18 protein-coding genes are annotated in these 14,012 nt (G+C 69.1%); 13 read left to right on the top strand and 5 right to left on the bottom strand.

Features of this window, described 5'->3' with window-relative positions; all coding sequences use genetic code 11:
* Positions 1 to 101 precede the first annotated feature (101 nt).
* Positions 102 to 704 (top strand): winged helix-turn-helix transcriptional regulator, encoded by a 603-nt coding sequence (locus D1409_RS17525; protein WP_123538280.1) that lies wholly within the window; start codon positions 102 to 104, stop codon positions 702 to 704.
* Between the two features lie 176 nt (positions 705 to 880).
* On the opposite strand, the gene D1409_RS17520 is transcribed toward D1409_RS17525, so the two are convergent.
* The 4 genes from D1409_RS17520 to D1409_RS17505 form a co-directional block, all read right to left on the bottom strand.
* On the bottom strand, positions 881 to 1,132 hold the full coding sequence (locus tag D1409_RS17520; protein WP_123538279.1) for a DUF7123 family protein: 252 nt from the start codon (positions 1,130 to 1,132) through the stop codon (positions 881 to 883).
* Positions 1,133 to 1,420: 288 nt separating this feature from the next.
* On the bottom strand, positions 1,421 to 1,816 hold the full coding sequence (locus tag D1409_RS17515; protein WP_123538358.1) for a TRAM domain-containing protein: 396 nt from the start codon (positions 1,814 to 1,816) through the stop codon (positions 1,421 to 1,423).
* Positions 1,817 to 2,266: 450 nt separating this feature from the next.
* Entirely contained in the window at positions 2,267 to 2,971 is a 705-nt protein-coding gene (locus tag D1409_RS17510; protein ID WP_123538278.1) for a YkgJ family cysteine cluster protein, read from the bottom strand.
* A 63-nt stretch (positions 2,972 to 3,034) separates the two neighbouring features.
* A complete protein-coding gene (locus tag D1409_RS17505) occupies positions 3,035 to 3,841 on the bottom strand; it encodes an MBL fold metallo-hydrolase (protein WP_123538357.1) in 807 nt (268 codons plus the stop codon).
* 139 nt (positions 3,842 to 3,980) lie between these two features.
* Between D1409_RS17505 and D1409_RS17500 the strand changes: the two genes are divergently transcribed.
* The 11 genes from D1409_RS17500 (at position 3,981) to D1409_RS17450 (ending at position 12,883) form a co-directional block, all read left to right on the top strand.
* A complete protein-coding gene (locus D1409_RS17500; protein ID WP_123538277.1) occupies positions 3,981 to 4,499 on the top strand; it encodes a hypothetical protein in 519 nt (172 codons plus the stop codon).
* A 91-nt stretch (positions 4,500 to 4,590) separates the two neighbouring features.
* Positions 4,591 to 6,003 (top strand): tRNA pseudouridine(13) synthase TruD, encoded by a 1,413-nt coding sequence (gene truD, locus D1409_RS17495; RefSeq protein WP_123538276.1) that lies wholly within the window; start codon positions 4,591 to 4,593, stop codon positions 6,001 to 6,003.
* A gap of 101 nt (positions 6,004 to 6,104) precedes the next feature.
* Complete coding sequence (locus D1409_RS17490) at positions 6,105 to 7,115, top strand: hypothetical protein (protein ID WP_123538275.1); 1,011 nt, start codon at positions 6,105 to 6,107, stop codon at positions 7,113 to 7,115.
* 95 nt (positions 7,116 to 7,210) lie between these two features.
* Entirely contained in the window at positions 7,211 to 7,936 is a 726-nt protein-coding gene (locus D1409_RS17485; RefSeq protein WP_123538274.1) for a DUF2103 domain-containing protein, read from the top strand.
* A gap of 86 nt (positions 7,937 to 8,022) precedes the next feature.
* Positions 8,023 to 8,328, top strand: a complete 306-nt coding sequence (locus D1409_RS17480; RefSeq protein ID WP_123538273.1) for a 50S ribosomal protein L37ae — start codon at positions 8,023 to 8,025, stop codon at positions 8,326 to 8,328.
* Positions 8,325 to 8,459, top strand: coding sequence for a DNA-directed RNA polymerase subunit P (locus tag D1409_RS17475; protein ID WP_123538272.1), 135 nt, complete (start codon positions 8,325 to 8,327; stop codon positions 8,457 to 8,459). The genes D1409_RS17480 and D1409_RS17475 overlap by 4 nt, the downstream gene beginning before the upstream one ends.
* A 9-nt stretch (positions 8,460 to 8,468) precedes the next feature.
* Complete coding sequence (locus tag D1409_RS17470; protein WP_123538271.1) at positions 8,469 to 8,726, top strand: KEOPS complex subunit Pcc1; 258 nt, start codon at positions 8,469 to 8,471, stop codon at positions 8,724 to 8,726.
* 165 nt (positions 8,727 to 8,891) lie between these two features.
* Entirely contained in the window at positions 8,892 to 11,567 is a 2,676-nt protein-coding gene (locus D1409_RS17465) for a bacterio-opsin activator domain-containing protein (RefSeq protein ID WP_123538270.1), read from the top strand.
* 167 nt (positions 11,568 to 11,734) lie between these two features.
* Positions 11,735 to 12,097: a DUF7344 domain-containing protein gene (locus tag D1409_RS17460; RefSeq protein ID WP_123538269.1), complete on the top strand. Its 363-nt coding sequence runs from the start codon at positions 11,735 to 11,737 to the stop codon at positions 12,095 to 12,097.
* Positions 12,098 to 12,205: 108 nt separating this feature from the next.
* The gene (locus D1409_RS17455; RefSeq protein WP_123538268.1) at positions 12,206 to 12,592 is read left to right on the top strand and encodes a prefoldin subunit beta; all 387 of its coding nucleotides are present in this window, start codon (positions 12,206 to 12,208) and stop codon (positions 12,590 to 12,592) included.
* Positions 12,593 to 12,883 carry a DUF3194 domain-containing protein gene (locus tag D1409_RS17450; RefSeq protein WP_123538267.1) on the top strand — a complete coding sequence of 97 codons (291 nt, stop codon included), beginning with the start codon at positions 12,593 to 12,595 and terminating at the stop codon, positions 12,881 to 12,883.
* A 95-nt stretch (positions 12,884 to 12,978) separates the two neighbouring features.
* Here the strand turns inward: D1409_RS17450 and D1409_RS17445 are convergent, their stop codons facing one another.
* Positions 12,979 to 13,260 carry a hypothetical protein gene (locus D1409_RS17445; protein ID WP_235853610.1) on the bottom strand — a complete coding sequence of 94 codons (282 nt, stop codon included), beginning with the start codon at positions 13,258 to 13,260 and terminating at the stop codon, positions 12,979 to 12,981.
* 142 nt (positions 13,261 to 13,402) lie between these two features.
* On the opposite strand from D1409_RS17445, the gene D1409_RS17440 reads away from it, so the two are divergent.
* A complete protein-coding gene (locus D1409_RS17440; protein WP_123538266.1) occupies positions 13,403 to 13,897 on the top strand; it encodes an Lrp/AsnC family transcriptional regulator in 495 nt (164 codons plus the stop codon).
* Positions 13,898 to 14,012 lie beyond the last annotated feature (115 nt).

Genomic DNA, 14,012 nt, shown 5'->3' with positions numbered 1-14,012 from the left:
TTTCGGACCGTCCCCGACGGTCCGGCACTCGCCGTCCGTTCGTTTCGAGATCAGTGCAGGTAGCGAAGGCGTTTTATCACCCCGCCGCCAAGACGCCGATAATGAGTCGTGAGGGGGACGTCGACGAGAGCAAGCGGGCGACGCTCAGGCGCTTCGCGGCGCTCGGCGCCACCAGCCCGCTCGTCGGTCTCGCCAAGGAGAGCGAGAGCGACGCGCCCGGCGCCTTGCTGGGCTACGTCGCCGCGACCCCCGGCGCCCACTTCTCCAAGATCCGCGACGACCTCCAGCTCGGAACGGGCGAGACCCAGCACCACCTCCGCCGACTGGAGCGCGAGGGGACGGTCGAGAGCCGCGAGGACGGCGAGTACCGTCGCTACTTCCCCGCGGACCGCTTCTCCGAGTTCGAACAGGTCGCGCTGGGCTACCTGCGGCGGGAGACGCCCCGCGGGATGGTCGTCGCACTCCTGCGCGACCCCGAGGCCTCGGGCACCGCGCTCGCCGAGCAGCTCGGCGTCTCCGCGCCGACCGTCAGCAAGTACGCCAGTCAGCTAGAGGACGCCGGACTGATATCCCGCGAGCGCGGCTACCAGCTCGAACGCCCCGAGACGCTGTTGCTCCTGCTCGTCCAGCACGCCGACTCCTTCGGCCCCGAAGCCGCCGAACTGGCCGCCGACGCCGACGACATCGTCTCCTACGACCCCTGACGACGTCGCCGAACGGTCGTTCTGACCACAGCCGGACCGTCTCCCGAGCGACGGCAGTCGCGAGCCTCCGACCGCCGGCATCGGTCGACAGCAGCCGGCTTCGGTCGATAGCAGTCGCTATCGCCAGACAGCAGTGGCTACCGACTGTGAGAAAAGCGCGATATCGAAGGCTCGATTCAGGCGGTGACTTTCCACGTCGTCGACGAGGAGTATCCCCACTTCTCCACGTCGAGTCCCAGGTCGCTCTCCTGGATCGCGGTCATGTTCGACCCGACTTCCTTCGCCGAGAGGTCGAGTTCGTCGCCGATGAGTCTCGACTTGAAGTACGTCTGCGTGTCGGCGTTGTCCCGGAGGTACTCCAGGATCCGTCGCTGCTTCTCCGAGAGGGTCAGTGATTCGCCCGTCGCGCTCGCGGTGGTCGCGCTCATACCTACTCCGAGGTACTGTGGTACTAAAGCGGGTTTGGTACGATCGGTAAACCCCGCCGCCCTCTTGCGATTTTGCGGACCGACCCCCTGCGTAACACGTGCCTAGAGTGGATACGCTCCGCGCCGTTGGTGCCGTTGGTTAACCGGTCGTACCAGCCACCGACGGGCGCCCGATCGGTTCGGATCGGGCGCCTCGTGAACCGATCGGGAGACTGGAGCCACCGGAGCCAGAGAGATCGGAGTGGTGACTCGACCGGTAGGGAGCTGAGACGGTCGGCGCGGAGAGAATTACAGGTCTTCTTCGATTATCTCGCCGACCGCGAAGTTGGACTTGACTTCCGTGACTTCGACCTTGACGCGTTCGCCCACGTCTGCGCCCGGGACGATGATGACGTAGCCCCGCTCTACCCGCGCGATACCGTCGCCCTGTTTGCCGATGTCCTCGATCTCGACGTACCGGATCTCGCCGCCCTCGACCGGTGGCTGGGGCTCGGAGGGGACGTTCTCCTCGTCCGTCTCACTCGCTGTCTCGACCTCCGAGGCGATGAGAGCGACGCGATACGTCTCCCCCGGTTCGACTGCCCCAGTGTCGATCTCCCGTTTCGGCACCTCTACGACGTACCGGTCACCGTCGTCCGATACGTCCGCACTGAACAGACACAGCAGCTTATCTGAGATTTCCACTATGTAGACCTCCGCTCTGGACATAGGAGCCCTGTTTTATAAATCTCAGCTACCATCTTTTTCCGACGGGGGTTTCCTCGCGAGCCTTCGGCTCGCTGCGGGAACCCCCGACGCAAAAACATGGGTGAAAAAGGCCGAGCGCGCCGACGGCGCGCTCGGTGAAACGGCGCCTTCGGCGCCGTACGTTCCCGCCCAGCATCCGCCGACCGCCCCGCCCAGCATCCGCCGACCGCCCCGCCCAGCATCCGCCGACCGCCCCGCCCAGCATCCGCCGACCGCCCCGCCCAGCAGCCGCCGACCGCCCCGCCCAGCAGCCGCCGACCGCCCCGCCCAGCATCCGCCGACCGCCCCGCACAGCATCCGCCGACTGCCCCGCCCAGCATCCGCCGACCGTCCCGCCCAGCATCCGCCGACCGCGCCGCCCCGCTCAGCCTCCGCAACACACCACTCCTACTCTCTCTTCGTCCCGTCGGGGCGCTTCGCTCCCTCGGAGTCGTAGACGACGACTTCGCCCGAATCCCGCTCGATCGGACGGTAGTTGTCCCGCACTTCGATGGCCTCGTCGAGTTCCCGGATCGCCCGCTCTTTGAGCGCCGCGGCCAACTCCTCGGCCTCATCCCGAGAGATGTCCCGGCCCAGCCCCTCACACTCGTGAGCGCGGACCATCCCCTCCTCGTCGACGGCCTCGCCCATCGGCTGGCTCGTCCCACCGAGCGCGACGCTGAAGGGGTAGGTCTTGCAGACGAGCGGCCGGTCCTCGTGAACGGTGCAGGCGCCGGTGCCGTCGTCCTCCTCGTAGAACGCGCAGTCGCCGCACTCGTCCGTCTGGAGCGCCCACTCGAAGGTCTCTCCCTGTGGCCCGTCTTCACTCTCGACCAGCCCGTACGGCATCGGCCGCGCCACGTCCCGCCAGTCGTACTCCTCGGTCGCCTGTAACTCGCGCACCTCGTCGGGGAAGACCGTCGCCGTGTGGTCGTGCCCCGTGGAATCGTCGTCGGTATCGTCAGCGTCCTCGTCCGCCCCGCCACAGCCCTCGACGGCCTTGCAACAGGCGCCACAGCGCGTGCACTCGAAGCCGATCGACTCGATCGCGTCGGCCAGCTCGCCTACGTCGAGGTCGGCGGCCCGCTCGCGCTCGGCTTCGAGAGTCTCCATGCGTCCGCTACCGCGCCGACGGAGAAAAGCACGTCGCGACCGGTCGGCCGCAGGGCAGTCAAGTCACTCCGACGGACGAGCGCGCTCGCCGCTCCACCGGGCCCGCCCCTCGACGGCGAGTTTCTCGAGGTGTGCGCGAACGGTCGCCTCGGCGAGGTCGCGCACGCCCGTCAGGTCCTTGTCGTAGGCCGCGTCGCAGACTTCGACGACGGTCTCGGCGCCCGCCCCCACCGCATCGCGGATGCGCTTCTCGCGTTCGAGCCTGTGGGCGATCAGTCGCGTGGCGGTCGCGCGAACCGCCGGACCCTCGACGATCGGACCGTGCGCAGGGAGGAGTCGGTCGGGGCCCATCGTGTGCACGCGCCGGAGCGAAGTGAGGTAGGCGCGCACGTCCCCCTCCGGCGCGCCGACGACGACGCTCCCCTCCGCGACCGCGAGGTCGCCCGAGACCAGTACCGAATCCGCCGAGCCCCCGACCCCGCTCGCGGCGAACGCGACGTGTTCCGGCGCGTGCCCCGGCGTGTCGACGACGCGGACCTGTCCGCTCCCGGTCGGAATGTGCGTCCCTTCGGCGAACGTCCGGTCGGGCTCGACCCCGGTCGCCGCCTCGAAGGCGTCCGCGCGACCGACGCGCGCCCAGACCGTCGCATCACAACGGTCGGCGTAGCGAGCGACCGCGCCGACGTGGTCCGGGTGGTGGTGCGTGACCGCGACGTGAGCCACGTCGCGCTCCGCGGTGAACCCGTCGAGGTCTGCGGACTCCGCGGCCGGATCGACGAGCACCGCGGGGTCCGACCCCAGCACGTACGCGCTCGTCTCACCGGTCGGCGCCCGTGTCTCGACCTCGACGCTGACCTGCGTGACCTCCATCGCGTACACACACGGGTTCCCGACACCTTTCCGTTTCGGGCCCGCCACGGCGCGCCTCCCCCGGATACGCCCTCCGGTAAAAGCTTTCTGTCGGGATTCGTGCAACACGTTTACCAGTGGGAAGTCCTTCCCCCGAAGCGTGAGACGGAGCCTACTCGTGATCGGACTCGTGGCGATGGTCGCACTGGCTGGCTGTTCGGCCCTCGGCGGGGCCGACAGCGGTCAGCCCGAGACGACGGTTTCGGACGACCGGGTCGCGCTCGAAGACGACAGCGCCGGCGCGACCGGCGTCAACCAGACCCTACGGATGACGGTCGACGAGACGACGAACGGCAGCGAGTGGACCGAGATCGGCGCGACGTACCCGCGCGATAACTTCACGGTCGACTCCGCCCAGCACGAGGCGATCGTCCTCGGCGTCGACACCGACGGCGACGGCGAACTCGACCGGACGTTCGACGAGAGCCACGTCAGCGGCGTCAACAACAACGCGTACTCCTTCGACGTGACGCTCGACACGGACTACACCCTCCAGACGGGTGACGAGGTCGTCGTCGGCTACCCCGCCGTCGACAACCCCGCCGAACCCGGCGAGTACGAGGTCGAGGTGCGACTGAACGACCAGCAGCGCGCGACCGGAAACGTCACTATCGAGTGACCGGCCGGGCGGGTCGACCGACCGCCGACGGCCGGCGGTCGCGACCGGTCGACAGACACTTACTCCTGCCCGGGCGACTCACGACCAGTCGATGCGCCAGGCACACGCCGTCGAGCGGGCGGTCGGGATGGAGTACTACGTCAGCGACGCGCCCGGCGTCGGCGGCCACCTCCGGGCGTCCCCCGAGGACTTCCGCGTGACGGAGATCGAGGCGTTCGACCCCGAACCGCTCGACGCCGACCCCGGCGGCTACCCCCACCTGCTCGCCCGGGTCACCCTCCACCGGTGGGACACCAACGACTTCGCCTCCGAACTGTCGGACCGACTCGGCATCTCCCGCGAGCGCGTCTCCTGGGCCGGGACGAAGGACAAACACGCCGTCACGACCCAGCTGTTCTCCGTCGCGAAGGCCGACCCCGACGCGCTGCGAGACGTCGAGATCAGCGGCGTCGATATCGAACTCCTCGGGCGGACGGGCCGCCCCGTCCTCTTCGGCGACCTGGCCGGCAACGCGTTCGATATCGTCGTCCGGGACACCGACGCGTCCGAGAACGCCCCGGCGATCACCGACGATCTCCGGGCGTTCGCGACCGGCGACGAGTCCGCGGACGCGCTGGCGGATGACGCCGACGAGACCACAGTCGGCGTCCCCAACTACTTCGGCCAGCAGCGCTTCGGGAGCAAGCGACCGGTCACCCACGAGGTCGGCCTGGAGATCGTCCGCGGGAACTGGAAGGGCGCCGTGCTGGCCTACGTCGGAAGTCCCGCGGAGCGCGAACCCGAGTCGACGCGGGACGCGCGAGCCTACGTCGACGAGACCGAGGACTGGGCCGGCGCGCTCGAACGGCTCCCCCGCCGCCTCGGCTTCGAGCGGTCGATGTGCCACCGACTGGTCGAACGACAGGAGGCGGGAGACGGCGACCTCGACGACGAGGACTACCGCGCCGCGCTCGAAGCGGTCCCCTCGAACCTCCAGCGCCTGTTCGTCAACGCCGCCCAGTCCTACGCGTTCAACCGCATCCTCTCCGAACGACTGGACCGGGGGCTCCCCTTCCACGAACCCGTCGCGGGCGACGTGGTGTGTTTCAGTGATTCGGACGCCCCGGACGGGATAGCGCTCCCGGACACCGACCGCACCCAGCGCGTCACCGAGGACCGTCTGCGGACGGTCCGGCGCCACTGCGAGCGCGGTCGGGCGTTCGTCACCGCGCCGCTCGTCGGCACCGAGACCGAACTGGGCGACGGCGAACCCGGCGAGATCGAACGCGACGTGCTCGACGATCTGGACCTCTCCCCCGAGGACTTCGACCTGCCGGACGAGTTCGAGTCGACGGGGACGCGACGCGCGATACTGTTGCGGACTGACCTCTCCGTCGAGCACGGCACCGACGGAGCCGAGACCGACGACGCGGACGCGCTGTCGTTCGCGTTCTCGCTCCCGAAAGGGAGTTACGCGACGGTCGTCCTCCGTGAGTACCTCAAGCGCGACCCCGAAGACCTCTGAGCGGTCCACGAGGCGCCCGAGACCGACGACGCCACGAGTTGGCTGAAGCGGTCGGTTGAGCCTCCCGAAGGGGTATATCCCGACGGATCGTGGACCGAGACATGAACCGCCGCACCGTCCTCGCGAGCGCCAGCGGCCTCGTCGTCGCCGGGTTCGCGGGGTGTCTCGCGGACTCGGCCGACGCCGGCTCACCGACCCACGACTCCTCCGACACCGCCGACACGGACACCACGACCGACAGGAATAGAACCGACCGCTCGACCGAGGCGCCGACGCCGCCCCACGACGCGCCGTTCCCGCCTGATCGCGACGACGTCGACCGCGTGGTCTGGTTCCGCGAGGTGTCGGACCCCGACTCGTCGCTCCTGCTCGAACACGCCGCGTCGTCGGTCGCGCTCCCCGACGCCGAGAACGCCTTCACGCTCCGCAACGGCACCGACCGAACGTTCAGGACGAACTTCTACGACTGGGCGCTCTACCGCTGGGAAGGCGGGGAGTGGCACCGCGTCGCCCCGCAGGGGGTGCCGGAACCGCTGATGCGTCTCGCGCCCGGCGAATCGCACACCTGGACGCTCGCGCTCGGCAACGACGACGTCGAAGAGCCGACTCTCCGGAGCCAGGGGACCGAATCGATCGCTGTCGACCCCGTCGGCGGCGGCCACTACGCGTTCGCCGCCGAGGGCTGGTGGAGAGAGCAGGATCAGACACCGACCTACGAACACAAGACCGTCTGTGCGGCGCGGTTCGAACTAGAGGGGCCGCCGCTCGACCTCGTGCCCTCCGCCGCGGTGACCGGCACGCGTCGCGAAGGGGACACCGTCGTCGTGTCTGCCGACAATCCGCGCCGCGACGGCGGCGACGACGGCGGCACCGAAGCGACGTACGTCCTCACGCGCGACGACGACGCGTCCGACGCCAGAGCGCTGATCACCGAGCAGGCGTGTCGGGAGTGGCCGCTCCGCGACGCGCTCGCCCACGCAGACCCGGACGTGCGCGAGGTGCGCGTCGAGACGACGACGCGCGTCGTCCCCATCTTCGGCGTCCGGTCGGACGAGAATCCCGCCATCGCGTACGACGGGCGCACGTATCGGATCACCGCCGAGGAGCGGTAGTCCGGGGCCCGGTTCGACTGCTCGACCGGCCGCGGTCGTCGGGCACGGCGGCGCTTTCGCGCTCCTTTTGAGCGTCGACGCGAATATCACCGGACATGGACTGTCGACGGTGTGGGTCGGCGCTGGACAGGCCGGGCGATTACTGCCTGGTCTGTCGCTCCGACAACGCCGACGCGGTCGTCCTCGAACTCGACCGCGACCGCGCCCGCGTCACCACGCTCGTCGACGAGGAGGTCGCCGGCGTCCGCGAGGTGACGACCACCCCGGAGGACGGCGGCGAGACAGGCGTGATCGAGCTCCGGAACTTCGCCGGCCTGATCGCCGACGAGGTCCGCCGCAAGCGCCCCGACGAAGTGTACGCGACCGGCGACCGCGAGGTGCTTCGCGCGGTGCGCGGCCAGCTCCACCACGAGTTCTACCGCATCGGCGACGCCGAGAACCCAATCGACGCGGTCCGCTCGCGTCGCGGCGAGGCCCCGCTCGAAGTCGTCGAGACGCCGCCGCGGAAGAAGATCGGCGGCTCGCACTCGACGCTCGTCGGCGGGCGCGCCGGCCAGCGCGCCATCCAGACGGTCGCCGGCCACCCCCACGTCAAGAAGATCATCCCCGGCCCGATCGACGCCGGCGGGTCGGGCTCGCGCTCCGGCGTCCGCGCGAAGGCCACCCGCGCCGGCGAGAACGGCAACGTCCGCCTGCTCATCCGCGACGGCTCCTCCGTCCAGGAGAACCGCGTCGTCACGACCGCACGGGAGCGCGACCTCGGCGAGGTCGTCCGCGAGGACCTCAACGAGGCGCTGCGCGAGGCGGACTTGCAGGAGTGACGGGCGCGGCGTCGACGAGTGAGACGGCGGTCCGGCCGGAGCGACTCGCAGGGTTTATACGGCCCACTGCCGGACAATGCGATACTATGGCTAGTAATACGGGACGAACCGGGAGCGCGGGTCGGTTCGGCGCGCGGTACGGCCGCGTCGCTCGCCGCCGCGTCGCCGAGATCGAGGGCGAGATGAACGAGGACCACAAGTGCCCCGACTGCGGCAAGGACCGCGTCGACCGCCAGGGCACCGGCATCTGGGAATGTGGCTACTGCGGCCACACGTTCACCGGCGGCGCGTACAGCCCCACGACCCCCGGTGGCCGGACGGTCACCCGTTCCATCCGCGCCGCGCTCTCCGACGACGAAGACGTCGAAGACGTCGAAGTAGTCGAAGAATGAGCTACAAGTGTTCCCGCTGTAAGCGCGACGTCGAACTCGACGAGTACGGCGGCGTCCGCTGTCCGTACTGCGGCCACCGCGTGCTCCTCAAGGAGCGGAGCCGCGACATCAAGGACGTCGACGTTCGATAACCGCCAGCCGTGGACCACGAGGCCGTTTTCGAGTGCGAGTACCCAGACCCCGAGAGCGCCCGCCGCGTCGAACGGAGCGTCGGCGTCGAGGTCGGCGACATCGAGGGCGACCGGACGACGGCGACGCTCGACCGCGACGGCGCGACGCTGACCGTCACCGTCGCCGCCGCCGACCTCGTCGCGCTCCGCGCGGGGTGTAACACCTGGCTGTCGCTCGTCTCCGTCGCCGAGACCTGCGGGGCCGCGACGCCGCGGGTCGACGGGTGACCGGAGCCCCGGAACGACTCGCGGCCATCCGATTCACGCGCTGCGGGCGATTCACCCCGTTTTCACGCGCGAACGCGTCGTAACCAGGCCCACAAGTTATGCGTCTCGACACTGTACCCTACTCTCAGCAACTATGGGTCGAGACTGGTTCGGGGTGGGGGTATCGTGAGCGAGCGGACCGAGCGCCGCGAGGCGGTCGCGGATCCGGTCGTCGCCGAACTGCTCGACGCCGTCGACGGTCCGACCGCAGTCTGCGATCCGTCGGGGGGCATCCGCGCGTGGAACGACCCGTTCGCCGACGAGGCGGGCGCGACGAGCGAACTCGTCGGGTCGGCGTTCTCTGACCTCGTCGACTGCCCGAGCGACCCGCTCGCGCGCGCGGTGGATACGGCCGAGCGAACCATCGGGAGCGGTGCCGTCGAACCGACGGACCGACCGGCGACGGTCGCCTGCCGACCCGTCGAACGGGACGAGAGCGTCACCGCAGTCGTCGTGACGCTGTCGCTCGATTCGGATCCGTTCGAGAACGAGCGTGCGCTCTACGAGGCCAGCGTCGACGCCGCGGCCGACGCCGTCTACGTCGTCGACCGGTCGTACACGATCCGGACCGCCAGCGACGGGTTCACCCGCTTCACCGGGATCCCGACCGAACGAGTCGAAGGGCGCGACGTGGACTGCCTGCGCGAACTCGGGATCGTCGACGGCGACGTGTTCCAGGAGGGGATGCGGGCCCTCCGCGCATTGTTCGCGGGCGAAACCGATAGCTGGAACATCACCTCGGAGGCGCGACTCGAGGACGGACCGGGCATCGTCGAGAATCGGCTATCTCCGATCGAACGGGAGGGGGCGGTCGTCGGCGTCGTCAACGCCGTCCGCGACGTGACCGAGCGCGAGCGCCGTCGCGAAGAACTCGCGGCGAACCGGGAACGGCTGGCGGCTATCCTCGACGACCTGCCGGTGATGATGGTCGCCGCCGACGAAGAGGGCCGGATCGAGCACTGTCAGGGGATGGACTTCGACGCGATGGTCTGTGACCGCGACGACTTCCTCGGCGCGCCCGTCGAGGCGTTCCAGTCGGTCTGTCCCGATCTGGTCGGCGGGTTCGAACGGGCGCTGGCCGGCGAGACGTCCACCGCGACCGCGACGATCGCCGGGCGGACGTACAAGGCCTGTTTCGAGCCGTTCACCGGTGGGGGCGACGCCGAAGCGGTGCCGGCCAGCGCCGACGGCGCCATCGCGGTCGCCATCGACATCACCGACCGCACGCGGCGCGAGGCCGAACTCCAGACTCGCGAGCAGGAGCTCCGCGCGGTCATCGAGAGCAGTCCCGACCCGATCGTCATGCAGGACGTCGAGGGCCGCTACCAGGTCGTCAACGAAGCGATGCTGACGAACATCGAACTCGACCGCGAGACGGTCGTCGGGTCGACGTCCGGGGACCTGTTCGGTGACCCGGTCTCCCAGCGGATGGAGGCCCACCGTCGGTCGGTGCTGGAGACGGGTCGCGCCCGCGTCGTCGAGGAGGAGCTCCCCGACGGCGACGGCGGCAGCCTGATCGTCCAGCTGACGATCGCGCCGTATCACGGCCCCGACCGCGACGTCCAGGGGACCGTGAGCATCGCGCGCGACATCACGGAACTGGAGCGCCAGCGCGACGAACTGGAGACGCTGGCGGAGATCCAGGGGCTCGTCCAGGAGAGCATGCGGGCGCTGACGGGCGCGACTACCAGCGAGGCGATCAAGGAGACCGTCTGCGAGCGACTCGCGGACTCGGAGTACTACGAGTTCGCGTGGATCGGCCGCGTTGAGTCTTCCGACCGGGAACTCCGGCCGGAAGTGTCGGCCGGCCCCGCGGAGGGGTACCTCGACTCGATCACCGTGAACGTCGACGCGGGCGACAACGGCGGCGGACCGGCCAGTGAGGCATATCGGAGCGGCGAGGTTCAGGTCGTCCACGACGTGAACGAGGATCCCAGCTTCAAGCCGTGGCGCGAGGCCGCACTCGAGAACGGGTTCCAGTCGGTCGCGGCCGTCCCGCTGACGCACGGGTCGACGACGCACGGCCTGCTCGGCGTGTACGCGGACCGACCCAACGCCTTCAGCCGGCGGGAGATCGACGGCTTCGAGACCCTCGGCGAGGTCGTCGGCTTCGCGCTCGCCGCCGCCCAGTACCGCCGGCTCGTCGAGGCCGACAGCGTCCTCGAACTGGAGTTCGAAGTGCGCGGCGAGACGCCGTTCAACGACGCGAGCCGCCGGCACGACTGTCGCTTCGAGATCGACCACGCCGTCCGCACGGGCGACGACCGGGTCGTCAACTACCTCACCGTCGAGGGCGCCGACCCCGAACTGGGAGAGTCCGTCGCACGCGACCTTCCGAACCTCGAACAGCTGCGTCGGCTCGACGGCGAAGTGGCGCCCCACTACGAGATGACGCTGACCGACTCGGTGTTCCAGTACCTCGCCGACGCCGGGGCGCGCGGGAAACGCGGCGTCGTCGAGGACGGCGTCGGCACGATGTTCGTCGAGGCGCCGGCCGACGCCGACGTGCGACAGATCACCGACGCGATGAACGAGCGCTTCCCGGACACGAACCTCGTCGCCAAACGCGAGGCCCACCGGACCGACCCGCCCTGGTGGCACGCCCACGGCGACATCGGCGCTCGCCTGACCGACCGCCAGCGGGCCGTCCTCAAGACCGCCTACTACAACGGCTACTACGAGTGGCCGCGCGAGGCGGACTCCGAGACGCTCGCCGACTCGCTCGACATCGCGTCGACCACGTTCCTCCAGCACCTCCGGAAGGGCCACCGCCGCGTCCTCGAAGCGATGTTCGACTCGTAGTCCCGGGGACCCCGCCTTCGCCTCGAACGTTCAGTCGGACGAACACGTGATTTCAATAACAAATGCCCTAGGCTTCTAGGGCCGATGTTCTTGGTGGAGAGCAGGGAACAGTAAGGCAGACGGGTATGAGTGAACGGACAGGGTCAGAAGATGGAGAACGGGGTCGTATGGAGTCCACAGGAGACGAGCAGGAGGGGGAGCGACCGTTCATCGATACGGTGTTCGACGCGCTCGCGGACTGGCGGCGTCGAGAGATCTGTCAGTTCTTCCGCGAGGGAGACGTGACCACTGCGACGGTGGACGAACTGGCGATGCTGCTCGCCGCGTGCGAGCCGGTAGGGCTCGACCAGACGCACGGACGCACGCACGAGGAGTTCGCCTCGGAGCTCACGGAGTCGCACCTGCCGCGGCTCGACGCCGCGGGCGTCGTCGATTACGACGAGCGCTCGGGCACGGTCCGCTACTGGGGACAGCCGACCGTCGAGAAGTGGCTCGAACACGTCGAAGAAGTCGACGGTCTGAACGACTGAGGCCGCGCCCGCGGGCGGTCTCGGACCCGCCGCGGCGAGCGGCTGTCGGCTGTCACCGCCCCGACCGGAAAGCGGGGGTTTTTCACGACGGGTCGCCCACGACAATGTATGCAGGGTAATCTGCCGCCTGAAGCACAGGAGAAACTCGAGGAACTACAGGATCTGCAGGAGAAGGCCCAGCAGGTCGCCGCGCAGAAACAGCAGGCAGAGACACAGCTCCAGGAGGCCCAGACGGCCCTCGAAGAGCTCGAGAACATCGACGAGGACGCCGGCATGTACCGCCGCGTCGGCGAGCTGCTCGTCCAGACCGAGTACGGCGAGGCCCAGGACGACCTCGAAGAGAAGGTCGAGAGCCTGGAAGTCCGCACCGACACGCTCCAGAAGCAGGAAGAGCGCGTCCAGGAGCAGTTCGAGGAGCTCCAGACCGAACTCCAGAACATGCTCCAGGGCGGCGGCATGGGCGGTCCGGGCGGTCCCGGCGCCGGCGGCGCGTAAATGCCAGCCGACGACTCGGCGAGCGACCCGCAGGCCGCGGACGGCGACGCGGACGACCCCTCTGACGAGACGGTCGTCCAGACCGCGGCCGAGGCCGCCGAGAACGTCGTCTTCTCGCGATTCGGCCGCTCTGCGGTCGACGACCTCGACGTGACCGTCACCTTCGAGGACGGCATCCTCGAAGTCGACGTCTACCTCAACGCGCCCGACGCATCGGGCGACCCCGACCGCGTCGCCGACGACGCCGCCCTCGCCGCGCGCGGCGCCGTCGACGACCTCTTCGGGGAGTGACCGGCCGACACTCGGCCGGCGTTCACCCTCGCCAGTGGCGACTGTAGCCGTCGCTCACCGTTCGTGGACTCGCTCCGTGAGCCGGAGTCGGCGGTCTACTCGTGGTCGACGTCTCCGACCGCCGACTCCTCGACGTCACCGACCGACGGCCCGTGGATGCCCTCGTCGACGACTCTGTTGCCGACGAGACCGGTCCGAAAGCCGATCCAGGCCAGCACGCTCATAAAGAGGATGGGCGGGAGGATCATGAAGCCCCACAGCGGGTCGAGCCCCCACCACAGCAGGAGGAGCACGTCCGCCAACCCGAGCAGGAGGAACGGCGTCACCGCCAGCGCCGCCTGCTTCCGGTCGTAGCCGCCCTCGTCGGTCTCGGCCATACCCCGGGTTGGGCGCCCACCGCAAAAAACGCCGCGTTCCAGTCCGGCGGCGTCCGCCGAACCGGTGGGTCGGACGCGGCCGGCCAGTCCGAGACGGCGTGGCGCTCCGGACACCTATCCGTGTGGCACCCGGACTCCGGGTATGGTACAACTGGACAACGTGGACCGAGGCATCCTGCACGAGCTCCAGCTCGACGCGCGCAATCGGACGGCCCAGGAGATCGCAGACAAGGTCGACGTGTCCGCGAGCACTGTCCGGAACCGGATCGGGGAACTCGAATCCGACGGGATCATCGAGGGGTACCACCCGAAGATCGACTACGAGAAGGCGAGTCTCCCCCTCCAGGTCCTGTTCGTCTGTTCGGCGCCGCCGACTGCACGATCGGAGATGGTCGAGCGGATACTCGACGTCCGCGGCGTCGTGGACGTGCGGGAGACGCTGACCGGGCGTCGCAACCTCTACGTCGAGGCCGTCGGCACCAACACCGCCGATACGGTCCGTATCTCCGACGCGTTACACGAGATCGGACTCTCGATCGAGAGCTCGGAGATCCTGCGCCAGCGACGGGTGCAGCCGTTCAACCACTTCTTCTTCACGGACCCCTACGCCACTGACGGTGAAACCGAAGACGACTGAGCCTCACTCGCCGCCGGAACGCCGCTGTGGATTCCGTAACACCTCGGGGTGCGAGTGCGAAACTCACACGTCTTCGTGTGCGAATCGCGAAACGGGAATTTGAAACTGCGAAATG

It is taken from the genome of Halosimplex salinum (genome assembly GCF_003730195.1).
Lineage (GTDB): Archaea > Halobacteriota > Halobacteria > Halobacteriales > Haloarculaceae > Halosimplex > Halosimplex salinum.
Note: the sequence above shows the minus strand (reverse complement) of the source record. Positions and strands in the feature narration are given on the sequence as shown.

Bases quoted from the DNA above. Each gene is read 5' to 3' on its own strand.
- D1409_RS17510 (WP_123538278.1), bottom strand. From the start codon at position 2,971: ATGGAGACTCTCGAAGCCGAGCGCGAGCGGGCCGCCGACCTCGACGTA.
- D1409_RS17450 (WP_123538267.1), top strand. From the start codon at position 12,593: ATGCCAGCCGACGACTCGGCGAGCGACCCGCAGGCCGCGGACGGCGAC.
- D1409_RS17520 (WP_123538279.1), bottom strand. From the start codon at position 1,132: ATGAGCGCGACCACCGCGAGCGCGACGGGCGAATCACTGACCCTCTCG.
- D1409_RS17460 (WP_123538269.1), top strand. From the start codon at position 11,735: ATGGAGTCCACAGGAGACGAGCAGGAGGGGGAGCGACCGTTCATCGAT.
- D1409_RS17445 (WP_235853610.1), bottom strand. From the start codon at position 13,260: ATGGCCGAGACCGACGAGGGCGGCTACGACCGGAAGCAGGCGGCGCTG.
- D1409_RS17455 (WP_123538268.1), top strand. From the start codon at position 12,206: ATGCAGGGTAATCTGCCGCCTGAAGCACAGGAGAAACTCGAGGAACTA.
- D1409_RS17480 (WP_123538273.1), top strand. From the start codon at position 8,023: ATGGCTAGTAATACGGGACGAACCGGGAGCGCGGGTCGGTTCGGCGCG.
- D1409_RS17490 (WP_123538275.1), top strand. From the start codon at position 6,105: ATGAACCGCCGCACCGTCCTCGCGAGCGCCAGCGGCCTCGTCGTCGCC.
- truD (WP_123538276.1), top strand. From the start codon at position 4,591: ATGCGCCAGGCACACGCCGTCGAGCGGGCGGTCGGGATGGAGTACTAC.
- D1409_RS17485 (WP_123538274.1), top strand. From the start codon at position 7,211: ATGGACTGTCGACGGTGTGGGTCGGCGCTGGACAGGCCGGGCGATTAC.
- D1409_RS17525 (WP_123538280.1), top strand. From the start codon at position 102: ATGAGTCGTGAGGGGGACGTCGACGAGAGCAAGCGGGCGACGCTCAGG.
- D1409_RS17505 (WP_123538357.1), bottom strand. From the start codon at position 3,841: ATGGAGGTCACGCAGGTCAGCGTCGAGGTCGAGACACGGGCGCCGACC.
- D1409_RS17440 (WP_123538266.1), top strand. From the start codon at position 13,403: ATGGTACAACTGGACAACGTGGACCGAGGCATCCTGCACGAGCTCCAG.
- D1409_RS17475 (WP_123538272.1), top strand. From the start codon at position 8,325: ATGAGCTACAAGTGTTCCCGCTGTAAGCGCGACGTCGAACTCGACGAG.